This is a genomic window from Marinobacter nanhaiticus D15-8W (assembly GCF_036511935.1).
Classification (GTDB): Bacteria; Pseudomonadota; Gammaproteobacteria; order Pseudomonadales; family Oleiphilaceae; genus Marinobacter_A; species Marinobacter_A nanhaiticus.
Genome location: NZ_AP028878.1, coordinates 3,144,805 through 3,169,946 on the forward strand (window position 1 = coordinate 3,144,805; position 25,142 = coordinate 3,169,946).

General features: G+C 58.1%; 20 protein-coding genes and 3 tRNA genes. 7 read left to right on the top strand and 16 right to left on the bottom strand.

Annotated elements, in window-relative coordinates; translation table 11 throughout:
- Window positions 1–68: 68 nt before the first annotated feature.
- Both purU and RE428_RS13975 read right to left on the bottom strand, forming a co-directional pair.
- Entirely contained in the window at window positions 69–923 is an 855-nt protein-coding gene (gene purU, locus RE428_RS13970; RefSeq protein WP_004582639.1) for a formyltetrahydrofolate deformylase, read from the bottom strand.
- A 170-nt stretch (window positions 924–1,093) separates the two neighbouring features.
- Window positions 1,094–1,435: a 4a-hydroxytetrahydrobiopterin dehydratase gene (locus RE428_RS13975; RefSeq protein WP_004582640.1), complete on the bottom strand. Its 342-nt coding sequence runs from the start codon at window positions 1,433–1,435 to the stop codon at window positions 1,094–1,096.
- Window positions 1,436–1,661: 226 nt separating this feature from the next.
- Here RE428_RS13975 and imuA point away from each other — a divergent pair, with 226 nt between their 5' ends.
- Genes imuA through RE428_RS13990 form a run of 3 tightly spaced genes read left to right on the top strand, consistent with a single transcriptional unit; the run spans window position 1,662 to window position 6,910 of the window.
- Complete coding sequence (gene imuA, locus RE428_RS13980; protein ID WP_004582641.1) at window positions 1,662–2,354, top strand: translesion DNA synthesis-associated protein ImuA; 693 nt, start codon at window positions 1,662–1,664, stop codon at window positions 2,352–2,354.
- A gap of 11 nt (window positions 2,355–2,365) precedes the next feature.
- The gene (locus RE428_RS13985; protein WP_004582642.1) at window positions 2,366–3,778 is read left to right on the top strand and encodes a Y-family DNA polymerase; all 1,413 of its coding nucleotides are present in this window, start codon (window positions 2,366–2,368) and stop codon (window positions 3,776–3,778) included.
- A 6-nt stretch (window positions 3,779–3,784) separates the two neighbouring features.
- A complete protein-coding gene (locus RE428_RS13990) occupies window positions 3,785–6,910 on the top strand; it encodes an error-prone DNA polymerase (RefSeq protein WP_004582643.1) in 3,126 nt (1,041 codons plus the stop codon).
- Between the two features lie 12 nt (window positions 6,911–6,922).
- Here RE428_RS13990 and RE428_RS13995 read toward each other — a convergent pair whose 3' ends face one another.
- Window positions 6,923–7,822, bottom strand: coding sequence for a LysR family transcriptional regulator (locus RE428_RS13995; RefSeq protein WP_004582644.1), 900 nt, complete (start codon window positions 7,820–7,822; stop codon window positions 6,923–6,925).
- A 156-nt stretch (window positions 7,823–7,978) separates the two neighbouring features.
- On the opposite strand from RE428_RS13995, the gene RE428_RS14000 reads away from it, so the two are divergent.
- Window positions 7,979–8,419 (top strand): DoxX family protein, encoded by a 441-nt coding sequence (locus tag RE428_RS14000; RefSeq protein WP_051079872.1) that lies wholly within the window; start codon window positions 7,979–7,981, stop codon window positions 8,417–8,419.
- Complete coding sequence (locus RE428_RS14005; protein ID WP_004582646.1) at window positions 8,416–9,186, top strand: DODA-type extradiol aromatic ring-opening family dioxygenase; 771 nt, start codon at window positions 8,416–8,418, stop codon at window positions 9,184–9,186. Before RE428_RS14000 ends, RE428_RS14005 begins: the two co-directional genes overlap by 4 nt.
- A 594-nt stretch (window positions 9,187–9,780) precedes the next feature.
- Here the strand turns inward: RE428_RS14005 and RE428_RS14010 are convergent.
- The 4 genes from RE428_RS14010 to RE428_RS14025 all read right to left on the bottom strand — a co-directional run bounded on the left by RE428_RS14010 (window position 9,781) and on the right by RE428_RS14025 (window position 14,355).
- Window positions 9,781–11,115: a sodium ion-translocating decarboxylase subunit beta gene (locus RE428_RS14010; RefSeq protein WP_319802692.1), complete on the bottom strand. Its 1,335-nt coding sequence runs from the start codon at window positions 11,113–11,115 to the stop codon at window positions 9,781–9,783.
- A 13-nt stretch (window positions 11,116–11,128) separates the two neighbouring features.
- Window positions 11,129–12,925 (bottom strand): sodium-extruding oxaloacetate decarboxylase subunit alpha, encoded by a 1,797-nt coding sequence (gene oadA / locus RE428_RS14015; protein WP_004582648.1) that lies wholly within the window; start codon window positions 12,923–12,925, stop codon window positions 11,129–11,131.
- Window positions 12,926–12,967: 42 nt separating this feature from the next.
- Window positions 12,968–13,219, bottom strand: a complete 252-nt coding sequence (locus RE428_RS14020) for an OadG family protein (RefSeq protein WP_004582649.1) — start codon at window positions 13,217–13,219, stop codon at window positions 12,968–12,970.
- Window positions 13,220–13,470: 251 nt separating this feature from the next.
- The gene (locus RE428_RS14025) at window positions 13,471–14,355 is read right to left on the bottom strand and encodes an alpha/beta fold hydrolase (RefSeq protein ID WP_205624623.1); all 885 of its coding nucleotides are present in this window, start codon (window positions 14,353–14,355) and stop codon (window positions 13,471–13,473) included.
- A gap of 189 nt (window positions 14,356–14,544) precedes the next feature.
- Between RE428_RS14025 and RE428_RS14030 the strand changes: the two genes are divergently transcribed.
- Window positions 14,545–15,063 carry a CHRD domain-containing protein gene (locus tag RE428_RS14030; protein ID WP_040882715.1) on the top strand — a complete coding sequence of 173 codons (519 nt, stop codon included), beginning with the start codon at window positions 14,545–14,547 and terminating at the stop codon, window positions 15,061–15,063.
- A 231-nt stretch (window positions 15,064–15,294) separates the two neighbouring features.
- Here RE428_RS14030 and RE428_RS14035 read toward each other — a convergent pair.
- From RE428_RS14035 to RE428_RS14065, 7 genes are all read right to left on the bottom strand, one after another.
- Window positions 15,295–15,371 (bottom strand) — tRNA-Arg (locus RE428_RS14035).
- Between the two features lie 321 nt (window positions 15,372–15,692).
- Window positions 15,693–15,769: transfer RNA gene (locus RE428_RS14040), tRNA-Arg, on the bottom strand.
- A 156-nt stretch (window positions 15,770–15,925) separates the two neighbouring features.
- A tRNA-Ser gene (locus tag RE428_RS14045) sits at window positions 15,926–16,016 on the bottom strand.
- 152 nt (window positions 16,017–16,168) lie between these two features.
- Window positions 16,169–16,372 carry a carbon storage regulator CsrA gene (gene csrA / locus RE428_RS14050; protein ID WP_004582652.1) on the bottom strand — a complete coding sequence of 68 codons (204 nt, stop codon included), beginning with the start codon at window positions 16,370–16,372 and terminating at the stop codon, window positions 16,169–16,171.
- Window positions 16,373–16,558: 186 nt separating this feature from the next.
- On the bottom strand, window positions 16,559–17,794 hold the full coding sequence (locus RE428_RS14055) for an aspartate kinase (protein WP_004582653.1): 1,236 nt from the start codon (window positions 17,792–17,794) through the stop codon (window positions 16,559–16,561).
- Window positions 17,795–17,937: 143 nt separating this feature from the next.
- On the bottom strand, window positions 17,938–20,565 hold the full coding sequence (gene alaS / locus RE428_RS14060) for an alanine--tRNA ligase (RefSeq protein WP_004582654.1): 2,628 nt from the start codon (window positions 20,563–20,565) through the stop codon (window positions 17,938–17,940).
- A gap of 252 nt (window positions 20,566–20,817) precedes the next feature.
- Window positions 20,818–22,017, bottom strand: a complete 1,200-nt coding sequence (locus RE428_RS14065; RefSeq protein ID WP_154660772.1) for a DUF5610 domain-containing protein — start codon at window positions 22,015–22,017, stop codon at window positions 20,818–20,820.
- Between the two features lie 190 nt (window positions 22,018–22,207).
- On the opposite strand from RE428_RS14065, the gene RE428_RS14070 reads away from it, so the two are divergent.
- Window positions 22,208–22,699 (top strand): RDD family protein, encoded by a 492-nt coding sequence (locus tag RE428_RS14070; RefSeq protein ID WP_004582656.1) that lies wholly within the window; start codon window positions 22,208–22,210, stop codon window positions 22,697–22,699.
- Between the two features lie 3 nt (window positions 22,700–22,702).
- Here the strand turns inward: RE428_RS14070 and lptG are convergent, their stop codons facing one another.
- Together lptG and lptF are read right to left on the bottom strand one after the other, a co-directional pair.
- Window positions 22,703–23,764 carry an LPS export ABC transporter permease LptG gene (gene lptG, locus RE428_RS14075; protein WP_004582657.1) on the bottom strand — a complete coding sequence of 354 codons (1,062 nt, stop codon included), beginning with the start codon at window positions 23,762–23,764 and terminating at the stop codon, window positions 22,703–22,705.
- Window positions 23,757–24,863, bottom strand: a complete 1,107-nt coding sequence (gene lptF / locus RE428_RS14080) for an LPS export ABC transporter permease LptF (RefSeq protein WP_004582658.1) — start codon at window positions 24,861–24,863, stop codon at window positions 23,757–23,759. Before lptF ends, lptG begins: the two co-directional genes overlap by 8 nt.
- Window positions 24,864–25,142: the final 279 nt, after the last annotated feature.

The window sequence follows — 25,142 nt, forward strand, 5'->3', positions numbered from 1 at the left end:
TCAAGTCAGCACTATTCAGGGACTGATCAACGGCCAATTAAGGGAAGCGGCAGTTGACCAAAAGACGATCAATTGAAGACCACGGTCTTGTTCTCGTGGGTGATGACCCGGTCTTCGATATGGGCCCGCAAGCCCCGGGCAAGGACGTTTTTCTCCACATCCTTACCCAGACGCACCATGTCCTCGATGGCGTCGCTGTGATTTACGCGGATAACGTCCTGCTCGATGATCGGACCTTCATCCAGGTCCTGGGTAACGTAATGGCAGGTAGCACCGATCAGTTTCACGCCGCGGTTGTAGGCCTGATGGTAAGGCCGGGCGCCGGCGAAGGACGGCAGGAAGCTGTGGTGGATATTGATCACCTTGCCGGAATACTGCTCGCACAGTTCCGGCGGCAGGATCTGCATGTAGCGGGCCAGCACGATGACATCGGCATCATAGCCACTGAACAGCTCACCGATCTCGGCAAAAGCCTCAGCCTTGTTGTCTTTGGTCACCGGTATATGGTGATAGGGAATATCATGCCACTCCACCATGCGGCGCAGATCGTCGTGATTGGAAATCACCGCCACGATCTCGGCGTTGAGTTCCTTGCTGTGCCAGCGGTGCAGCAAGTCAGCCAGGCAGTGGGATTCCTTGCTGCACATCAGCACCACTTTCTTGGGTACCGCGGAGTCAGCCACGTGCCAGGTCATGTCGAATTCCCGGGCGATCGGCTCGAAAGCAGCGCGGAACTGGTCGAGACCGAAAGGAATCGAGCTGGCCTTGATCTCATGGCGCATGAAGAACCAGCCGGCCTGGTTGTCGGCGTGGTGACTGGCTTCGGTGATCCAGCCGTTATAGGTAGTCAGGAAATTACTGACCTTGGCCACAATGCCAACCCGGTCAGGACAGGAAATCACCAGACGATACGTATGTTCCATGCGTTACCACAGCCCCATGCCTTACTTGAAACCATTTGAATCCGGGATGCCTAAGAGAGCCAATCTGGATGGCATGCGCCCCTGGAAAACGGTGCATGATAACGGATTGGCCGGGCCGGCGTAAGCCACCAACCCGGCAGGAAGCATCCGTATTTACTCGGTGATTCCCATCATTCGCCGAATAGCTCGTCCGTGCGGGCAGCCATAATGAAATCGTTGCGATGCAGGCCGCCAATCTTGTGAGTCCACCAGTTGACGGTCGTCTTGCCGTATTCGGTGAGCAGGGCTGGATGATGCCCTTCCGCCTCCGCTAAATCCCCCACCTTGTTGGTAAAGGTCAGCGCCTCGGCGAAATTCTTGAACTTGAAGGTGCGCTCGATCTGCTGCTCGCCTCCCTTCTCGACCAGTGCCCACTCAGGCACCTCTTTCTGAAGACTGGCCAACTCGTCACCGGTGACCTGCGGTGCATCGGCCTTGCAGGCCTCACAGGACTGCGATTTCAACTCAGTCATAACACCCTCCTCGCTTCTGTAGCTGATAGTCGTTTCGAACGAATAGCCACGGGTAATGCGTCAGCCTGCGCTCACCGCTGGATACGGTCAAGACCCGACTCCGGGCTGGACCAGTTGCGCCAAGGCCCGGGAGACCCAGCCAGGACTTGCGACCCGAACCGGGCTTTGCAAAGCAGTCACCTGACAATATACTGTATAAATAAACAGTATTGAGCAAGACAGCTGTATGAGTGAAATCATCGACAAACTGCTGGACAACGCCCAGGTCTGGCAAGCCAGTCAGCAAAAGCGCCAGACCCGGGCCGACGCCGAAGCCACCGGATTCAGTCCGCTGGACGAGCACCTGCCCGGCGCCGGCTGGCCTCGCGGCGCCATGATCGAATGCCTGCTACCGCATTACGGTATCGGCGAACTCCAACTGATCCTGCCGGTCTTGCGCAAGCTCACCGGGGAAGGCCTGACCGCTTTCTGGATCGATGCACCCCATATCCCCTACGCCCCGGCCCTGGCCCGGGCCAAGGTGGACATCGCCCACGTCGTCCAGGTTCGCACCCAAAGCCGGGAAGACCAGCTCTGGACCCTGGAAAACTGCCTGCGCTCATCCACCACCGGCCTGGTCATGGTCTGGCTCGACAGCATCAAGCGCAGCGATATCCGCCGCATCCAGTTGGCCGCCGAAGCCGGGGACAACCTGTGTATCCTGTTCCGCGATGCCCGCCATGCCGAGGAGCACTCCCCCGCAGCCCTGCGCCTGAAACTGGCACCGCAGGACGGCTGGACACTGCAGACCGACATTATCAAGCGTCGTGGCGGCTGGCCCGTGGCGGACCTCAAGGTGTCGATCCCGCCGGTGGTGGACCTGCCCCGCAGCCGGACCGCCGAAATCATCCAGGGCCCCTGGTCGCGGCCGAATACCTGAGATCGACGCTCATGCTATGGCTCTACCTCCACTTTCCTCACCTGCTGCTGGAGCATTTCAGCCAGAGCGAGGCAACCTCCCGCCCCATGGCCCTGATCAGCGGCCGACCGCCACGAGTGCTCCAGCTCAATCCGGAGGCGGAGAAGCTGGGCGTCGCCGTCGGCCAGACCGCCCAGACGGCATCCGCCCTGGCTGAAGGGTTGCATCTGATCGAGGCCGACATGGAGGAACAGGCAAGGGTCCTGGAACAGCAGGCAGTGTGGCTCTACCGAGACGTGGCCCGCATTACGCTCTACCCACCAGACGGCATTCTTACCGAAGCCGGCAGCCTGAGGCGCCTGCACGGCAGTCTCCCGGCTCTGTGGGAGAAACTTCAGACCAACCTGAAACAACGCCACCTGACCGCCTGGCTCGCCTGCGGGCCAACCCCTCAGGCCGCCCGCATCCTGGCCCGAGGCCGAATGGGGCAGTGCAGCGAAGACCTACAACGTCTGCGCCACTCGCTGGACAAACTCCCAGTCACCGAAAGCGATCTGGATGAACAGGCTATCGAGCGCCTGCAACGCATGGGGCTGCATACCCTGGGCCCGGTATTGCGTCTACCGGATCGGGAACTGGCGCGACGCCTGGGACCAGAAACCAGCCTGGCCCTGCAAAAGATCGAAGGCAGCGCCGCCGATCCGCAAACCGACTGGCTGCCGCCGCCCTATTTCCATCGTCGCCTGGATTTTGCCGAGGATGTCGAGCACAGCAGTGGCCTGCTCTTCCCCCTGCAACGTGCACTGCAGGAGCTAGAAGAGGAATTGCGCTGGCGTCAGCAGGATACCGACACCCTCCAGCTTGAGATCCGCCATCGACACCAGCCAGTGACGCCACTGCAGATTCGCTCAACCGCGCCCGAGCACCGCGCCTCCGCCTTCGTTGCACTGGTGCGGTTGAGACTGGAACGCCACGAGCTGGGATCACCAGCTGTTGGTCTTTCAATCAAGGTCAGACGCTTCATGCGCCGGGATGCACCGATTGGCGATGACCTGTTCGGCGAATCCGCCGCCTCCCGGGACGAAGCCCGGCAGCACCTGCTCAGTCGCTTGCAGGCCCGTCTGGGAGACGAGGCCCTGAATACCCTGAGCCTGAACGCCGATCACCGCCCCGAGCAGGCCTGGCTCGCCGCCCCCGTGCAGAGCAAGGCTGCGGGTACGGAAGTCACCCTGCCCCGCCGGCCACTCTGGCTGCTGGGGAAGCCGCAACCGCTGATTGAGATGCCTAAGGAATGGCTCACCGGACCGGAGCGCATCAGCGCCGGTTGGTGGGACGGCGAAAGAATCCAGCGGGACTACTACATCGCCCGCCTGCATAGCGGGCAAACGAGCTGGCTGTTCCGGGACGTCACCGGTGGCTGGTATATCCATGGCTGGTTTGCGTGAAACCTTATGGCCTACGCTGAGCTCCACTGCCTGAGCAACTTCACCTTCCTGCGCGGCGCGTCCCACCCCCACGAACTGGCGGAGGAAGCCGAGAAGCAGGGCTACACGGCACTGGCGATCACCGACGAATGTTCGGTCGCCGGCATGCCCCGGGCCTACGCTGCACTCAAGGCAAACGAGAAGGTCAAACTGATTACTGGCAGCGAGTTTTACCTACAAGATCCGGACATCGTACTGGTCCTACTGGCCCAAACCCGAAAAGGCTATGGCCAACTCTGTCAGTTGATCACCACCGCACGCCGCCGGGCGGAAAAAGGGAGCTATGCCCTCTTTGGCGAAGACCTGGACACCCACACGCTGGATGAATGCCTGGTGCTCTGGGGCGCGGCGCCCACCCTGTCCAACGAAGAAACAGAACGGGGGCAGTGGCTCAGGTCGCTGTTCCCCGGTCGACTCTGGATCATGGCTGAGCGCAGCCTGACCGACCAGGATGAGGAGAACATGGCCAACTGGCGGCTGCTCGGGCGCCAACTAAGCCTGCCTATCGTTGCCACCGGCCATGTGCACATGCACCAGCGCGGCCGGCAACCCCTGCAGGACGTGCTGACCGCCATCCGCCACGGCTGCACGGTGGCCGAAGCCGGTCACCACCTGTTTGCCAACGGCGAGCGTTACCTGCGCCCGATCAAAACATTGGAAAGGCTGTTTCCCGAAGAATGGTTGGAACAGAGCCTGGTTATTGCTGACCGATGCACCTTCAGTCCCGGCGAACTCAAGTATAAATACCCGCCGGAAGTGATCCCTCGGGGGCACACGCCCGCAAGCTATTTACGCCAGCTTACGGAAGAAGGTATTCAGAGACGCTTCCCCAGAGGCCTCTCCCTGCCTATTCGTGCACTCGTTGAAAAAGAACTGAAGCTCATTGCCGATAAAGAATATGAACCCTTTTTCCTGACGATTCATGATATTGTCCAGTTTGCACGCGCACAGGGCATTCTTTGCCAGGGCCGCGGCTCCGCAGCCAACTCAGTGGTGTGCTATTGCCTGGGTATTACCGAGGTTGCACCGGACAAGATCAAAGTACTTTTCGAGCGATTTATTTCAGAAGATCGGGATGAGCCACCGGATATTGACGTGGATTTCGAGCACGAACGCCGAGAGGAGGTTATCCAGTATATTTATCGGCGTTACGGTCGGGAGCGAGCCGCCTTGGCAGCCACCGTCATTCGCTATCGTCAAAGGAGTGCCATCCGGGATGTGGGCAAAGCATTGGGATTCGACCTGCATCTGCTCGAGCAAATGATTGGCAGCGTAAACTGGCGCGACAAAGGTCAGGATTGGCGCGAGCAATTACTGGCCAAAGGCATCGCGAAAACAGCCAAGGCCGTAGAGCAGTTCATGGCACTGGTTAATAGCCTGCTGGGCTTTCCTCGCCATCTCTCGCAGCACGTCGGCGGGTTTGTTATCAGCGAAGGGCCTTTGGCGGAATTGGTGCCCACCGAAAATGCCAGCATGGTGGATCGCACGGTCATCCAATGGGACAAGGACGACCTGGAAAGTCTGGATCTGATGAAGGTCGATGTACTTGCGCTGGGTATGCTTTCCGCCATTCGTAAAGCCTTCGATTTGATCGGCAAGAAGGAAAACCGACCCTTTGGAATGACAGATGTCACTCCGGAAGACGAGCGCGTCTATGACATGCTTTGTACCGGCGACAGCATTGGTGTTTTCCAGGTGGAATCCCGAGCCCAAATCAATATGCTGCCGCGTTTGCGACCGCGCGAATACTATGACCTGGTCATCCAGGTAGCCATTGTCCGGCCCGGCCCCATCCAGGGCGATATGGTCCACCCCTACCTGAAACGTCGGCACAAGCTGGAACCCGTGGACTACCCCAATGACGATATCCGCGAGGTATTGGAGCGGACTTTTGGCGTGCCTATCTTTCAGGAGCAAGCCATCAAGCTTGCCATGGTGGCTGCTGGCTTCAGTGGCAGCGAAGCGGATAACCTACGCCGGGCCATGGCTGCCTGGAAATCGGATGGTGACCTGACGCCCTTCCGGGACAAACTTATCAACGGGATGCGGGCCAAAGGCTATAGCCAGGATTTCGCGGAAAAGCTTTATAAGCAATTCTGCGGCTTCGGCGGCTACGGCTTCCCTGAATCCCATTCAGCCAGCTTTGCACTGCTGGTGTACGTTTCCGCCTGGATCAAATGCCACTACCCTCCCGTTTTCTACTGCGCCCTCCTCAACAGCCAACCCATGGGATTCTATTCCCCCTCGCAGCTGGTACAGGATGCTCGCCGCCATAATGTCGTTGTCCATCCCATCGACGTCAACCACAGCGATTGGGACCATACCCTGGAGAACCAGCATGAGCACCTGCGCCTAGGCCTTCGACTGGTGAAAGGATTAAGTCGGACTGGCGCAGAGAAGCTCGTCGCTTCACGCCCCGAACAGGGATACGCCTCCATAGATCAGATCCGACACCTTACTGGTATCGACAACCAGGATCTGGAGTGCCTGGCCAGCGCTGGAGCCTTACGCACTTTCAGCGACAACCGGCACCAGGCTCGTTGGGACATTCTCGAATACGATGCGCCTGCCCCCCTATTCGTGCAGGGGAGCCCACAGATCGTGCAGGAAAGCCGGCAAACCTATACCGTGACATCCGGGAGAAACAACGAAGCCATTCGCATGCCCCTTCCTTCAGAGGGTGAGGACATATTGGAGGACTATGCCAGTCAGGGTCTGACACTGCAGCGCCATCCTCTCATACTGCTTCGAGAGCAAGGCCACCTGCGGCACTGCCATACTGCCGAAAGCCTGAAAACCTATCCCAACGGGCGCCCAGTACACGTGGCGGGCCTGGTAACCGGCCGTCAACGCCCTGGTTCCAGCAAAGGCGTCACTTTCATCACCCTGGAAGACGAAACCGGTAACACTAACGTGGTGGTCTGGCTCAATACCGCCCGACAACAGCGCCAGCCGCTGATCAAGTCACGGCTGCTGCATGTGAAGGGTATTCTGGAAAGAGAAGGCGACATCGTTCACGTGATAGCCGGTAAGTTGACCGACCTCAGCCACCTGCTGGGTACACTAAAGGTTCGCTCAAGGGATTTTCGCTGAACAGCGCGAGCCTCAGGTCGAACTAAAACCCCGAAACGAAGGCCAGCGCGGATCCTCACGAAACGCGTCTGCCAGGAAATCCATCAGCACCCGGATGCGGGCTACGTTGCGCAGGTCGGCGTGGGTCAAAAGCCAGAGGCCACTCAGGGGTGTAGTGGATAATGCCAGCACCGGCTTCAGTTCCTGTCTGACCTGATCCATTGGCAACGCCGCCAGCCCCAGCCCCGCCTGGGCAAAGCGGGCAATGGCATTCAGCGTACTACCGCGTATGACGATCAGTTTCTCCGGCACCTGACTGACAACCCAGCGATAGCCCGGTATGTGCATCAAGGCGGCTTCCGGCCCAACCCACGGGTAATCGCAAGCAGCCTTGAGATCCACTGGCTCCCCCTTCACTTCGATAAGCTTTGGCGCTCCGAACACCGCCCAGCCAATATCGGTCAGCTTGCGACCAACCAGATAATCCGGCGGACTCGGTGTAGCTCGCAGGGCCAGGTCCGCTTCGCGTCGATTGAGATCGAGGTCGGTATTGGTCACTAGCACACTTACCCGGATGTCCGGGTATTGCTGTTGAAATCGCTCGAGATAATCCGGCAGAAAGTCATAAACCAGATTTTCCGGCGCTGTCAGCCGCACCTCGCCCTGTAAGGTCACGTCCGCACCACCAAGCAGCCGCTCCGCGTGGAAGGCTTCGGCTTCCATGGCTTCCGCATGGGATAGCAGTGCCTCACCCTCTGGGGTCAGGCGGTAGCCGGTGTTCAGACGTTCGAATAAGCGGCAGTTAAGCTGCGCCTCCAACTGATTCAAGCGCCGATAGATCGTACTGTGATTGACGCCAAGTCGGTCCGCCGCACCCGTCAACGAATGGGCCCGGACGATCATCAGGAAATCCGGTAAAAGTCCCCAATCCATAGCACTAGACCTCAACTAACGACCGCACCTATTTTTTTGCGTTATTGCAAATCATGAATGCGATATTCACCATTCTATTTGCTCATTCGCAATTCTAAAGTAGCTCCATCAATGGCGGCAACGCCGAACCTGAACCGCTTTATCGAGGATACGGAAATGAATGAGCAAACCCTAGAAAGCTATGGCATCACTACACTACGGATCAGTCTGGGCCTTATCCTGATCGCCCACAGTCTCTGGCTTAAATTGGTGATCTTCACGCTGCCCGGAACGGCCGCATTCTTCGAAAGCATCGGACTTCCCGGGATCACCGCCTATGCCGTCTTTCTGGTTGAAGCGACGACCGGTATCGCACTCGTGTTGGGGATAGAAAGCCGCTGGGCGGCCCTGCTCGCCGTTCCAGTTATGGCTGGCGCCACCTGGGCACACGCAGCTAATGGCTGGCTGTTCACCAATGCAGGCGGCGGATGGGAGTACCCGCTGTTCCTGACGGTAGCCACCCTGGCGCAAGCGCTACTCGGCGACGGTGCGCTGGCGCTGCGTAGATCCAGTAAACTGGGCCTGATCCATGCAAACCGGAGCCCTGCCTTATCATGAGCCTGTTTATCTCGCATGGTGCGCCGACGCTTCTGCTCAACGAGACGCCGGCACACCGGTTCCTGAAACAACTGGGCGGGGAGCTCCCCCGCCCAAAGGCCATCATCGTCATCTCTGCCCACTGGGAAAGTGACCAATTACAGGTCGACCACACAGCGCAACACGACCTGATCTACGATTTTCGCGGATTCCCGAAGGAACTCTACGAATTCAAGTGGCCAGTTAACGGAGATCCGGCGTTGGCCGAGAAGATTCAGGCACACCTGGCGGCACGAGGTTTTCAGGCAACGCTAACTTCGGGCCGCGGTCTTGATCATGGCGCATGGGTACCGCTGGCTCTACTGGACTCGAATGCTGCCATTCCGATAGTTCCCGTATCGCTCCCTGTAGATTACGACGAACGAGCGCTCTGGGCGCTGGGCAAGGCGTTGTCTGACTTCGAACGTGAGGGCTACCTGCTCATCGGTACCGGTAGCCTGACGCACAACTTGCGCGCCCTATCACCTAACTGGAATGCGCCTTCACATCCGGATGTGGCCCCTTTTGTCGATGGTTTGAAGGAGATTCTCGAAGGTGCTGAGCGCGAGCGAATCATTAATTGGCGAGCACTCCCCTATGCCCGAAATCACCATCCAAGCCCGGAGCACTTTCTGCCGCTCCTAATTGCCGCGGCCGCACCGGGAAAAGCCCAACGGCTGCACCAAAGCATCGAGTATGGCGCACTTGCCATGGATTGCTGGTCCTTTGGCCAACCCGCTCTCGCTTGAAGCTCACTTGCAACTTTTAGGAGGCAATAGTTCGGGCATAAAAAAGGTTCATCGCCGATTAGCGTGACAGGGCCAAGAGTCCTCCACGAGTCGTAAGACCATGGGCACCTTCGGCGCCTCAGAAGCTAAAGCATCTGCTACATACTCGAGTTATCTTGGAAATGTAGCCGACGCTTTAGAGGGCGCTGCAAAAACTTGCGGCTTTAAGCCTCTCTCCCCTCGCGGGGTGTAGGCGGAAGTAGCGAAGCAGCGCTTCGCCCGCCGGAACGCCCAGAGCCTCTGGCGACGGGCTGGGGCGCGGAGCGGAGGTTTGGAGAGAGGGGACGAGGCAAAGCCTCGCCAGAAGTCGGCTCTGGCAACGATGAGCGCCTGACGGCGCTACCCCCTCTCCCCGGCCCTCTCCCGCGAGGGGAGAGGGAGTTTATGCCAATATTTTTGAGATACGGCTACTTTTACAACACCCCCTTCAGCTTCGGAGCGGCCCGACGGGCAGCCCATTCCCGGAATGCTTTCCGTTACGCGGATTCCCGCTAGAATGCGATGAACCATAAAAAAGCCCCGCAATTGCGGGGCTTCGTTTCTCGCTGAGACTGATCAGCCAAGCAGCTTGATCATGACACCGGCTGCAACTGCAGAGCCAATGACGCCAGCCACGTTCGGGCCCATGGCGTGCATCAACAGGAAGTTCTGGGGATTGGCTTCCAGACCGACCTTGTTGGATACGCGGGCCGCCATCGGGACTGCCGACACCCCAGCTGAGCCGATCAGCGGATTGATCTGCTCCTTGCTCAATTTGTTCATGAGCTTCGCCATCAGGACGCCACAGGCGGTACCGATCCCGAAAGCCACAATACCCAGGCCCAGAATACCCAGGGTCTGGGCGTCCAGGAATTTATCCGCCATCAGCTTAGAGCCAACGGACAGACCCAGGAATATGGTCGTGATGTTAATCAGTGCGTTCTGTGCGGTGTCACTCAGCCGCTCAACGACACCACATTCACGCATCAGATTACCAAAACAGAACATACCCAGCAGCGGTGCTGCATCCGGCAGGAACAGAACCACCGCAATCAGGACCACTAGCGGGAAGGTGATCTTTTCTCGCTTGCTGACCGGGCGCAGCTGGGTCATCTTAATGGCGCGCTCCTTCTGGGAAGTCAGTGCCTTCATGATCGGCGGCTGGATCATCGGCACCATGGCCATGTAGGCGTAGGCCGACACCGCAATCGCACCCAGAAGATGCGGAGCCAGAACACTGGAGACGTAGATAGAGGTCGGGCCATCTGCACCACCGATGATGCCGATCGCCGCCGCTTCCAGAATGTTGAACTGCAGTACGCCGGTCCAGTCCAGCAGCGCGGCACCGAGAACGGTACCGAAAATACCGAACTGCGCCGCAGCGCCCAGTAACATCGTCTTCGGGTTAGCCAACAGCGGACCGAAATCGGTCATCGCGCCGACACCCATGAAGATGACCAGGGGCCCGATGGTGCTGCCGATAACCACGGAATAGAAGTTATACAGCATGCCATTGCCATAGCCGAAATCCTGAGCAATGGAGTTCGCCATCGCCATTTCGGAGTAGCTGGCCTCTTTAACCGCTACCTTGAAGGCCTCCTTCAGCTCGGGCGTTACCGCCTGCCCGGCTTGGTAGGCTACATCCAGCGGCGCAGCAAGGGCGGCCAAAATCTGTGTGGATCCGTCCTTCAGCGCGAAATGGATTGCGTTTTCAGCCGCAGTCAGGGCAAGCCCTGCCTCCGGAATGTTCGCCAGAATGCCACCGAACCCGATTGGGACCAGCAGCAACGGCTCGAACCCCTTACGAATGGCAAGGAACAGCAGCAGAAGGCCCACGGCGATCATAATCACCTGGCCGAACTCGATGTTGAACAGGCCACTGCCTGTCCATAGCGTCATCATTTTATCCATGGAATGCTGGCCCTTATGCGATTGTCAGCATTTCATCACCGACAGCGACGGCGTCACCGACCTTGATGAAGACTTCACCTACGGTACCGGCCTGGGGTGCGCGGATTTCTGTTTCCATCTTCATCGCTTCCAGGATGATCATCACCTCGCCCTCTTCCACAGCCTGGCCAGGTGAAACCAGTACCTTGAAGATGTTGCCCCCCAGCGGTGCAACCACCGGTTCGCCACCACCTGAAGGAGCCGCCGGCTGGGTCGGAGCTGCAGCCGCAGGCTGGCCGCCACCTTTCGCCTCGATCTGGGAAATTTCACCACCTTCGGAAACGGCGACAACGTATTCCTTGCCGCTGACCGTCACGGTGTAGGTTTCAGGGCCGCTGGATTTCGCTGGTGCCGCTGCCGCTTTCGCGTCTTCTGCAGTCGGTGCCGGCTCAAACGCATCGGGGTTACCACGGTTTTCCAGGAACTTGAGACCGATCTGCGGGAAGAGCGCGTAGGTCAGGACGTCGTCGACAGTGTCTGCCGCCAGTTTGATACCCTTCTCTTCTGCAAGCTTCTTCAGCTCTTCGGTCAGTTTGTCCATTTCCGGATCAAGCAGGTCGGCCGGACGACACGTAACGGGCTCTTTGCCATCCAGAACACGCTCCTGTAGCTCTTTGTTCATCGGCGCCGGTGCCGCACCGTACTCGCCTTTGAGGATGGCTGAGGTTTCTTTGGAGATGGACTTGTAGCGCTCGCCAGTCAGAACGTTCAGTACCGCTTGGGTACCCACGATTTGGGACGTCGGGGTGACCAGCGGAATGAAGCCCAGGTCTTCACGAACCTTGGGGATCTCATCCAGTACCTGGTCGAACTTATCGCTCGCATTCTGCTCACGCAGCTGGTTTTCCATGTTGGTCAACATGCCGCCCGGTACCTGGGCAATCAGGATGCGGGAATCGGTACCCCGGAGACTGCCCTCGAACTTCGCGTACTTCTTGCGGACCTCACGGAAGTAGCTGGCGATCTCTTCGAGCAAGTTCAGATCCAGACCGGTATCTCGGTCCGTACCCTTGAGGATCGCAACGACAGCCTCTGTGGGCGAATGACCATAGGTCATACTCATGGAGGAAATGGCGGTATCCACGTTATCGATACCGGCTTCCGCGGCCTTGATGGCAGTAGCGGTAGACATGCCGGTGGTCGCGTGGCACTGCATGTGAATCGGGATATCGAGCTCTTTCTTCAGACGGCTGACCAGATCATAGGCAACGTACGGTTTAAGAATACCCGCCATGTCTTTGATCGCGATGGAGTCAGCGCCCATGGCGGCGACTTCTTTCGCCAGCTCGACCCACATGTCGATGGTATGCACCGGACTTGTAGTGTAGGCAATGGTGCCCTGAGCGTGCTTGCCAGTCTTGCGAACGGCCTTGATCGCGCGATCCAGGTTACGGGGGTCGTTCATCGCATCGAAGATACGGAATACGTCGACGCCATTCTCGGCGGCGCGCTCACAGAAACGGTCAACCACATCATCCGCATAATGGCGGTACCCCAGCAGGTTCTGGCCTCGCAGCAACATCTGCTGCTGGGTGTTGGGCATGGCCTTTTTCAATTCGCGTATACGCTCCCAGGGGTCTTCGCCCAGGTAGCGGATACAGGAGTCAAACGTCGCTCCGCCCCAGGATTCGAGCGACCAGAAACCGACCTTGTCGAGCTTCTCGGCAATCGGCAGCATGTCGTCCAGCCGCATCCGGGTGGCCAAAAGGGATTGATGCGCGTCACGCAGGATGACGTCTGTAATCCCCAATGGTTTCTTTGAATCTGTCATCGTGTCAGCCTTCTGTTTAAAGGTTCTAATAGTATTCTGGGGTCACTTCTTGTGGCGTGACCTGAACTTCGCGACCGCCTGCTTGATGGCCTCGGCTGTGTCGGGATCAACCGACGCAGGCGCTGAAGGCTTGGCGCGCGGAGTACGTGCCGGGGTAGCCGGCTCCGGTGGCGTAAACTTGGCCACAACCTTGGACATCGAGATGGTTGCAAACACGAGGATTATCAGGAAAACAAAGACGAATCCCATGCCTGCGACCATCAGCTCGAAGGCCTTGGTCATCAAATCGTCCATGGTGTTATACCTTTTTATGCGGATTTACCCGATCCTGCCCGCCTCGCCATAGCGGTCCCTAACGCAGGAAGCCTCCTGCAGCGCGGGTTCCAGGCGCGGCCTTTTAAAATCGGATGGCAAAATCCTGCGTAATTTACCGTTTTCGACACTAGTGAGCAACCAAAGCAATCCGTAAAAACCGTCAGAATGGGCCAGAGCCACAGCTACGCGCCGGCCCTTAAAACCCCACATAAGTAATTGTTTTTGGTTGCTTACTGAGACTTACGAAAAGACTGATAAGCAGCAAAGACCTCTGCCGGCTTCTCAAGCTGGGGATAATGGCCACAACCGGGGATACGGAGGACATCGGGATTGGGCACCACCGCCTCGTAACGCTTCGCCATCTCCTCACCGGAAATCGGGTCATCGACGCCATCGATGAACCGCAAAGGGCAAATCGCGCCCTCTAGGCCCCCCACCCAACGCGACCGGTTTTGCTCCCGCTCGGCCATGTAGCGGATCAGGCCTGGCATGACGCGCACACCCTGCCCACGCTCGATCAGATGCCAGAAGCCATCCAGCTCGATACCGTCGGGCGGATTATCAACCCCGAAAATACGCGTCATATTTCGGCCGAAAGCGCTCCGACTCATTAAACGACTGGTAACGGGCCCCAGGGGGCTGGCCATCAGCTTTTGCACGAAGAGTGGCTTATGTGCTTCGGGAAACAATCCACCATTGAGTAACGCGACGGATCGTATGCGCCGCTCACCGCCCTGCAAGTCGCGCGCGAGCAGCTCCTGCGTCACCGTGTCGCCGTAGTCATGGGCCAGGACATGAAAGCGGTCGATACCCTGGGCCTCCAGCAGCGCCAGTATCAGCTCCGCCTGCTCGCCGATGGTGTAGCGATGGGGCCAGGGCTTGTCAGACAAGCCGAAACCGAGAAGATCCATCGCAATCAGCCGATAGGATTGCGCCAGGGGCCACCAGAGCTTTGACCAATCCCACGATGATGCTGGAAAACCGTGGATCAATACCAGCGGTTCACCCTTCCCCGCCGTCCAGTAAGCCACCTTGAAGCCACCAAGGGTGTTGAAGCGCGCCAGATTGACCCAGTCTGCGAGCACTATCCGCTTAAAGTCTGTGGTTTCCGGCAAGAGTTTCTCCAATGGGTTATTGCAGCGAGTGGGTTGGAGACAGCCTCAAAGCTACCTTACTCCACTCGAGCACGCCAATCGTCACAAACCAAAAAATTGCACAGTGCATCCATACCGAATCCCCAAACGTTCTCGAAGAGGGCAGCGACTCTGCCAACAAGATGCACAGCAACGCTAATTGGAGGATTCATGGACAACCCAACCCATAAAAGAGCACTCACCCTCGCCGGCCTCATATGCGGCTCGCTTCTCACCGCGACCACGTGCCTTGCCGGACATACAAACCCGGTTCTCAAGGCTAATCTTGAAGGCTCAGCGATGGTGGGCTCGGAGGGAGACAGGGATGGCACCGGCACAGGCTATGTATTCGGTGTCGACGGCGATCCGACAACGCTTTGCTACGTTATCGTCGTCAGCGAAATTGAAATGGTGCCGGTAAAAGAAGGCATGGCAGCCCATATCCACGAGGCCAGACAAGGTGAAAATGGCGATGTCGTTGCCAATCTGGCCGGACCGGAGGACGGCAATGCCGGGGACTGCCTGACCGAAGGCGAAAAGGGCAAGTTCCCGACCGGCGAATCAGGCATCGTACAGCGCATACTGCAGAACCCGGAGGAGTTCTACATCAATGTGCATAATCCGGACTTTGAGAAGGGGGCGATTCGGGGTCAGCTGATGGAGACTCATGGGCATTCGCATGAGATGTAAATAGGGAGACACAAAAAACCCCGCTCAGAGCGGGGTTCTTTGTTTGATATGGCGCGGCTGGGAGGATGACTATGGGCCTTCGGCCCAGCCCTCCGGGCCGTCGTCGCAGGCTCCGACGTTCCTCCGCGCGCTTTGCGCGCTCCGGTCGAACCTCTTTCGGCTCGAATCCCGTCGGAACTCTACGCTATGCAAACAAAAAACCCCGCTCAGAGCGGGGTTCTTTGTTTGATATGGCGCGGCTGGGAGGATTCGAACCTCCGACCGCCTGGTTCGTAGCCAGGTACTCTATCCAGCTGAGCTACAGCCGCGTAACAACAAAATCGGTCGATTTTCCGACCGCCTGGTTCGTAGCCAGGTACTTTATCCAGCCGGCCGGCGCTCCGGTGAGCTACAGCCGCTTGAAACTTTTTCTGGTCGAACCCTCGAAAGGCCCGGCCATCCAGTTTGGCAGTTACTGCCAGGGGAGGATTACTCGGGCCTGTGACCCTCGCCCCTTCGGGGTCGCCGCCGCGTCGCGTCGGCGCTCCTCAGCATGCGCTGCATGCTTCGGTCGAACCTCTTTCGGTTCGAATCCCATCAACTTCTCGACGCCAATAACTTTGGACACACGAGACATTGATCTTGAATAGTGGCGCGGCTGGGAGGATTCGAACCTCCGACCGCCTGGTTCGTAGCCAGGTACTCTATCCAGCTGAGCTACAGCCGCGCAAAAAACTTTTCAGTCAAACCTCTGACCGCCTGGTTCGTAGCCAGGTACTTTATCCAGTGGGCCGGTGCTCCAGTGAGCTACAGCCGCACTTCCAATAAAGCTTATTTCTGCCTTGCTAGAGCAGATGCCCTCTATTTCTCTCCGAGAGAAAAATGGCGGAGAGGGAGGGATTCGAACCCTCGATACGCGCAATGCGTATGGTTCCTTAGCAGGGAACTGGTTTCAGCCACTCACCCACCTCTCCTTGAGAACGCGGCGTATAGTACCACAATTTTTCTGTTTTCATAGGGTTGACAACGCTTTTTTCCATTATCGATTTCAATCTCTTACGTGATGGATGCGTTGTCTGGATACAAAAAACCCGCCAGCAGTTCTGCGGCGGGTTTTTCTGGCTTTTTACATATTGCCCGGCTCTGGTTCTGCGTCCGGATCCGTCTTCTCACGCTGGATGCGCTGGTAGATTTCCTCACGGTGTACGGCAACTTCCTTGGGGGCGTTGACGCCAATGCGCACCTGGTTACCCTTTACCCCCAGTACCGTGACGGTGACTTCGTCACCAACCATCAGGGTCTCGCCAACGCGGCGGGTCAAAATCAACATGTCCTTTACTCCTTTTGTCCAGAGCTACCTGTTCCGACGATTAAAATTAAACTACCTGCTTTATAACGGGACGACGCAGCCTCCGTAACCCGGAATTATCCGTAGGGACAATCACTAAGAGGGCCAGCAAACCGAATCGTTCCCTTCTTTGCCGAGACCTGGACGGAGTAACCATCAGTCCGCCAATCAAGCCTCGCCATCATCCTGCTGGTGAAGTTCGAAGGCGCTATGCAACGCACGAACAGCCAGCTCAAGATACTTCTCATCGATCACCACTGAGATCTTGATCTCGGAGGTGGAAATCATCTGGATATTGATACCCTCGTTGGACAGGGACTCGAACATCCGTGTTGCTACACCCGCGTGCGACCGCATACCCACACCGACGATACTGACCTTTGCGATGCGGCTGTCGCCGCTGACTTCCCGGGCTGACAGATCAGAGGCTACCTGCTCAAGGATGGCTCGTGCACGCTTATAATCATTACGATGTACCGTGAAGGTAAAATCCGTACGGTTATCGACGCCGACGTTCTGGACAATCATGTCGACTTCGACATTGGCATCGCTTACCGGCTTCAATATACGAAGGGCACAACCCGGTGTATCAGGTACGCCTGAAATCGTCAGCTTTGCCTCATCCCGGTTAAACGCAATGCCGGAAACCACCGGTTGTTCCATGTCACCCTCGTCATCAAGCGTAATCAGGGTACCCTCACCTTCGCCGAAGCTGGAGAGCACCCGAAGTGGCACATTGTACTTGCCTGCAAATTCCACCGAACGGATCTGGAGCACTTTGGAGCCCAGACTCGCCATTTCAATCATTTCCTCAAACGTGATGCGCTTGAGGCGGCGCGCACTGTCCACGACACGCGGATCGGTCGTGTAGACACCATCCACATCAGTATAGATCTGACACTCGTCCGCTTTCAGCGCTGCAGCAAGCGCCACAGCGGTCGTGTCGGACCCCCCGCGACCCAGGGTCGTGATGTTACCCAGCTCGTCAACGCCCTGGAAACCAGCCACCACGACCACTCGACCTTTTTCCAGATCGCCACGCATGTTGGCTTCGTCGATACTCTGGATACGCGCCTTGGTGTGCGCGTTGTCTGTCAGGATACGCACCTGCGAGCCGGTATAGGAGCGCGCTTCGAGTCCTCGCTTTTGTAGCGCCATGGAAAGCAGCGCAATCGTAACCTGCTCGCCGGTGGACAACAGAACATCCATTTCACGCGGGGTCGGCTCTTCCATGATCTGACTCGCCAGACCGATCAGACGGTTGGTCTCACCGCTCATGGCCGAGACGACCACAACCACGTCGTGTCCCTGATCGCGGGAACGCCCCACCCGCTCTGCGACTGCTTCGATGCGCTCGATAGTGCCCACCGAGGTGCCGCCGTATTTCTGGACCAGAAGTGCCATCGTCTTCCTTAATTTCCGCCTGTCAGTCTCGTGTCCTGCCCGTGCATCGACGGGGCCAGCACACCGCCATTCAATCTCGTCGCCAGCCACCTTAGGGCACAGCGACGGGATTATAAAGGCAGTTCAATGTGCTGAATACTGTTTCAGCTCGTGGCCTCGTTGACCCAGGTGGCAACCTGCTGCAAGGCATCAGGCAGTTTGGCAGGATTGGATCCTCCTCCCTGAGCCATGTCCGGGCGACCGCCGCCTTTGCCGTCTACGGCTTCCGCCAGCTTCTTCATCAAATCACCGGCGCGTACGCGACTGGTGGCGTCCTTGGTCACGCCGGCAACCAGCGTTACCTTGCCGTCTTCCGTGCTCGCGAGCACAACCACGGCGGAGCCCAGCTTGTTCTTCAGCTGGTCGGCGGTATCCATAAGCGCCTTGCGGTCCGCCCCTTCCAGCTCTGACGCCACGACTTTCAGGCCGTTGACGTCGACAGCTGATCCGGCCAGATCAGACCCTGCGGAACTCGCAAGTTTGGCCTTGAGCTGCTCAAGCTCCTTCTCCAACTGACGATTGCGCTCCAGTGTGGATTCGACCTTTTCGATAACGCTGTCGCGACTACCGCGGACCAGGCCGGCGACCTTACGCAGTCGGGCCTCGGTTTCGTCCATCCAGGCTAGTGCACCCTTGCCCGTAACCGCCTCTATCCGGCGCACGCCGGAGGAGATTCCACTCTCGGATGTGATCCGGAAAGCACCAATGTCTCCGGTGCGGGCGACGTGAGTACCACCACAGAGTTCGACGGAGAAGTTGTCCCGGCCTATGCTCAATACGCGCACTTCGTCGCCGTACTTCTCGCCGAACAGAGCCACAGCCCCCTTGGCCTTGGCTTGCTCCATATCGGTAACTTCGATACCAACGGCTTCATTGGCTAGAATCTGGTCGTTGACCTGAGCTTCGATCGCTTTGAGCTGCTCCGGCGTCACCGGTTCGAAGTGCGAGAAGTCGAAACGCAGACGCTCTGCTTCGACCAACGAACCTTTCTGGGTCACATGGTCCCCGAGGATATTACGCAGGGCCGCATGCAGGAGATGCGTGGCGGAGTGGTTCAGGGCAATGGCCTGGCGACGGGCATGATCGATGCGCGCGTCGACCTCGAGTCCCGGGAACAACTCACCTTCGATCACCGTACCGATGTGGAGGTGGTTGCCGCCTTCCTTGCGAGTATCCGTTACCTGGAAGCGACCGCCGCTCCAGGTCAGCAGCCCGGTATCGCCAACCTGACCACCGGATTCCGCGTAGAACGGCGTGCGCTCGAGCACCACGACCGCTTCGTCGCCGGCCTGGGCGTTCTTCGCTTCGCCATCGACCAACACGGTACGGATCGTCTCGTGACCATCGACCTGCTCGTAACCGGTAAATTCGGTGCTCCCCTCGATGCCGGCAGCAACGTTGTAGTCGATACCAAACTTGGACGCCGCACGGGCTCGCTCACGCTGGGCCTCCATGGCCTTTTCATAACCCGCGTAATCGAGGCTGAGACCCCGCTCGCGGGCGATATCGTTAGTCAGGTCCACCGGGAAACCATAGGTGTCGTACAGCGTGAAGATAGTCTCGCCAGGAATCTCACTTCCTTTCAGGTCAGCGATATCCTGTTCGAGTAGTCGCAAACCCTTGTCCAGGGTACGGGCGAATTGCTCTTCTTCCTGCAGCAGCACCTTCTCAATCTGGGGACGGGTTCGGACCAGCTCGGGATAGGCCTCACCCATGAGATCGGCCAGCGCACCGGTCAGCTTGTAGAAGAAGGGCTCGCGGGCACCCAGCTTGTTGCCGTGCCGGGCAGCGCGACGAATGATCCGGCGGAGGACGAATCCACGCCCTTCGTTAGATGGCATTACGCCATCGGCAATAAGGAAGGCGCAGGAGCGGATATGGTCGGCAACCACCCGTAGTGAAGCTTCTTCGGTGTCCACACCACCCAGGATGTCCGATGCTGCTTTCAGCAGATCCTGGAACAGATCGATTTCATAGTTGCTGTGTACACCCTGCAGGACAGCGGCGATACGTTCCAGGCCCATGCCGGTGTCAACGGAAGGCTTGGGCAGTGGCTGCATATCACCGTCAGCCGTGCGGTTGAACTGCATGAAGACCACGTTCCAGATCTCGATGAACCGGTCACCATCCTCTTCCGGCGTACCGGGAGGGCCACCGGGAATTTCTGGGCCATGATCGTAGAAAATCTCGGTACACGGGCCGCAGGGGCCAGTATCGCCCATCTGCCAGAAGTTATCGGAGGCGTAGGGCGCGCCCTTGTTGTCGCCGATGCGGACAATACGATCCGCCGGCACACCCATCTGCTCGTTCCAGATCTGGTAGGCCTCTTCATCAGAGGCATAGACGGTAACCAGCAACTTTTCCTTGGGTAGGTTCAGCCAATCTGCCCCGGTAAGGAAGGTCCAGGCGTATTCGATCGCTTCCTGCTTGAAGTAGTCGCCGAAGCTGAAGTTACCCAGCATCTCGAAAAAGGTGTGGTGACGCGCGGTATAACCGACGTTCTCCAGGTCGTTGTGCTTGCCGCCGGCACGCACACAACGCTGGGAACTGGTGGCACGGCTGTAGCCCCGATCTTCACGGCCCAGGAATACATCCTTGAACTGGTTCATACCCGCATTGGTGAACAGCAGGGTCGGGTCGTCATGGGGAACCAGTGAGCTGCTGGGAACAATCTCATGCCCCCGCTGCTGGAAATATTCCAGGAAAGTCTGGCGCAATACTGCGGTTTTCATAGCCGTGTCCCGATCGCCTCGTCAGAAATTCGATTCAACAGGCCAAGACTGACCGCCTTCCCTTAAACACATCCTTCAAAATAGACACGTCTCTGAGTACGTCCTGGATGTTTTTAGTCAGCGTTCAGTCTGGCGTAAATACCATGCATAAGGGCGCTACTCTAGCACAGGCCGTAGGGGTTAAAAACGAGAAACGCCGCCCAGAAGGCGGCGTAGACAGTGATTCGAGGTTAACTGGCAAGCCAAACAAGATTAATTCTCGCTTGTATCACCTTCAGCCTGATTGAGCGAACCAATAATCGCCTTCCAGAAGCTATCCATGAGGTCTTGATTACCGGTTTCAAGGTTTTTCGATGCACGGGCCTGCGCATCAGACATCATCTCTTCCATAAGACTATTCAATGCTTCGCTATTCAGCCCCTTGTCGAAAGCATCCTGCGCCAGGCTCTGGATGTCCCTGGCCACCCCGGCCAGCGGTCTCAGCTGCGTGGATGTAGACGGTCGCTCGGAAATCGACTCGTAAGTCGAGGCGCTCACCGAACGCACTGATGAAAGGTTGAGACTGAAACTCGCCAGTTCATCACCGCTCATATTAAGCTTCTGCGCCGACTGGAAAGCCGCCTGGACATCGCCCTCAAAGAATTGGCCGGCCACCTTCTGCACATCTTCAAAAAGCGCGGTCAGCGCCTCGCGCTCCCCCGCATCCAGGTCACCCTCGACCGAAAATTCATAACGACCGGCAAAAAGGCTCACTGCGGACGATTCACTGGCCGAGCCCCGCTGATTGCTAACCGATGCAGAGCTTGCGCCGGCGTAACGCAGTTCATCCATACGCACCGTCACCACGTCCCCATCGCGGGTACGAACTTCGAAGGCCAACTGCTCACGTGAAGAGGCTTCAATGCGCGTGGCCGATGCTGACTCGACCCGTCCGCCACCCGGGACTTCGCCCAGAAAGCGGTTATCAAGGTCTTCCAGCCCCTGCTGAATACGATTGAAGCTATCGTCGATATCGGCAGAAAGGGCCTTGTTCATCATACCCAGCGCTTCGATCTGCTCGCGGGCTTCCGAAAAACCCTGTTCGATGCCGGCCCGAGCCTGCTCCAGAAGATTCGACAGGCGCTCTGCGTCGGCACCGGCGTCCGCTTCCTGCTGCAACCGACTCTGGACAAACCCCAGCACCCGACTGGCCACATCCGCCGCGCTGGGTGGTTTGAAATCGCCACGGGGCGCCCGCGCAGCACCGGAGGATTCCCCCAATGCCTGCCCCAGACGCTGATCCAGTCGTGCACGCAGCACATTGATCGCGTCTTCAGGCGTACGGATCGAAGGTGACTCGGATCCCTGGACGCGTTCAGGCACTGCATTACGATTGGCGCTACCCGCTCCCTGGCGGTCCACGCCCTGACGTGTGGCGTAATCAGATCCCGGACTATTAATGGAAGAAACCATGGCGCTTGCCCTCGCGATCAATGATTCAAAGCCGGACTGGGAATCTTGGCTATGGCTCTTTAGCGGCCGGAAGAGGTCAAACTTTAGGACCGATTCGGTATACTGGCCGCCCTCGAGAGCACCCGGTTGCATACCCTCTTCCGGACTGCGAAGGATGTATCCATAGAAGTCATCGCCAACCGGAGCCCCTATGCCCCGCCGCTTTCACCCGGAAGAAGAACTCCTGCCCCCTGCCAGCCTGCTAAAACGTTTGCTGGCGATGCTGTACGACGGTTTGATCTGTATCGCGGTGCTTATCGTGGCGACGTGGGGCTACACCATGCTGGCTGCCTGGGTCGTGGGTTTCGAGGATTACAAACAGATGGCGGAATCCGGCCAGATCAACAGCGATCCCCTGCTCACCTCATTCCTGTTCGTCGTGCTTTTCCTGTTCTTCGGCTACTTCTGGACCCGCACCGGCCAGACCCTGGGCATGCAGGTCTGGCGCGTACGCATCGAAAATCCGGACGGCACCTCAATCCGCTGGCCACAGGCCCTGCTCCGTTTCCTGATGGGCTGGGTTAGCTGGTTCGCCTGTGGATTAGGGTATCTGTGGATGCTCTGGGATAGCGAGAGCAAGAGTTGGACGGATCGTTTTTCGGATAGCAAAGTGGTGCGGGTGCCGAAGGAAATGAAGAAATAAAAATTAACCCGCACGCCTCATAAGGACCGCGCCCACAATCGCACTCAGAATAATCGGCGCCACGATTGCGAGGATCGGATTGAAGCCAAACACCAGACTCATGGGGCCAAGCAAGTCCTGCATATACTTGAAAATCAGCCCCACGATAATCCCGGTGAACACCCGGAACCCCATGGTGACCGAGCGCAGCGGGCCGAAGACGAACGAGATGGCCACCAGCACTAGCACGGCGATGGCGACGGGGCCCAGAACCTTCTTCCAGAATGCCAGCCAGTAGCTATTTGAGCTGAGCCCCTGTTCGTCCAGATAGCGGGCGTATGTGTAGAGACCGCTGATCGACAGGTTCTCCGGTTTGACGATCAATACACTCAGAACACTGGGAGACAGTTCCGTTTCCCAGCGCAACTGGGGCGCCTCGTGATGCGATGTGCTGTCTTTCGAGATCCTCGTGGTGACGGTATTCTCAAGTAGCCAGTAGTCGCCGTGGTAGGTGCCTTTTTCGGCGAAGGTCGCTGCGACGAGCCAGCGCTCCTCATCGAACTCGAACAGCGACAAACCGTAGATCACACCATCAGGCTGTACGGCATTCATATGCATGAAGGTATCGCGTTCGCGGTGCCACAGGCCATCCGAAGACGCCACATTACTGCCCGCTCCGGTCGCAATCGCCTTCTGGCTCTGGGCAATCCGTTCGAAGTGCGGTGCCACGAACTCGCCCAGCAGGAGACCGATGATCACCACCACCAGCGTGGGCTTCATGGCCGACCAGACGATTCGGCGTATGGACACGCCAGCGGCGCGAATCACCACAAGTTCCGATGAGCTGGCCAGCGCGCCCAGCCCGATCAGGCACCCCATGAAGGCGCCTAGCGGCAAGTAGTCGTAGATCCGGCGCGGCAGGGTCATCAATACATAACCCAGTGCTTGCAGGACCTGGTAGTCGTTCTCTGTGTCTTCCAGCTCGGCGATGAAGGCAAAGATGACGTCCAGCGATAGCACCACCAGCATCACCAGAATCATGGCGCCGCCGACCGTCTTGATGATGTAGCGATCCAGCTTACGCATGAGCGGCGCCCTCCTTCTCGAGCTTGCGCCGACGCCGCCAGTCAGACCCGTACTGCAGCCACAACCCAATGGCCAGGAACAGCACGTGCACCCAGGCGAGCCCCAGCCATTCAGGCACATCGCCCTTGGCCAGGGCGTCCCTGGCAACGATCAACAACCCCAGGTAAACGATGTAGATCATCATCGCGGGCAGCAAGTGAAAGAAGCGACCCTGTCGCGGATTGACCCGGCTGAGCCTGACCGCAAGCAACGTTACGATCGGGACGATCAGCGGCAACGACACCCGCCAGTGGAATAGCGCCCGTAATTCAGGGTCGTCGGAGCGCATCAGTTCCAGCGTGGGGATCGCTTCCTCGTCACTCTTCTCCCGGACCGACTCGGGCCCGAGAATCTTCAGCCCATAGGCATCAAAGGTGGTTACGGTGTAGTCGAGTCGGCCTGGCGCCCCCTGGAAGCGCTGACCGTTTTCCAGCACCAGGAACCGGCTACCGGTGTCCTCATCCACAAACTGAGAACCAGACTCGGCGGTGGTCAAACTGAGGCCTGAACCATCCTCACCAAACTCCGCGATGAATACGCCAATCAACTGCTGCTTGTCTTCACTGAGCGCCTCGGTGTAGGTCACCCGGCTACCGGACGACAGACTCTGGAAGCGTCCGGGCGAGAGCATCTCGAACTCCGTTGCCTGACGCTGCTCGTTGATGATGTCCTCAACCTTCTGCATGCCCCAGGGCGTGATCCAGAGACTCATGGCACCGACGATCAGCATGACGACCAGACTGGACACCATCGTCTGCGTCAGCACCTGCCGGTCACTGACCCCACAGGCGAACAACACCGTCATTTCGCTTTCCAGGTACATGCGGCCATAGGCCAGGAGAATGCCGATGAACAGGCCCAGCGGCAGGATCAATTCGAGGAAACCCGGAAAGCGGTATGCCATGATCATGAATAGCACGTCGCCGGCCAGCTTGCCTTGTGCCGCATCCGCGAGGTACTTGATAAAGCGGCCGCTCATGAAAACGAGCAACAGCACACCGGTGACGGCCAGCATGCTGACAATGACCTGGCGGGTCAGATAGCGGAAGATAATGCGCAAAATATCCCTACCCAAGAAAAACGGATGGACGGCGTCCCGGAAAGCGACGCGTAGAGCCTCTGACGAACCCGCGCTATTCTAGATAACCTTGCCGCTGATTGACAGGCTATGACAGGACGGTCATCACAGCGTGCGCAGGTAGGCCGGCAGTGCATCGCCCCAGGCCATCGCGTACACTTGATCGAATCGTTCGATACACCCAGAATCGCCCATAGACTTGATCAGAGGTTTCCGAACAAGACCTCTCTTCTAGCCGGCGCAAACGGCTTTCGCGCCGGC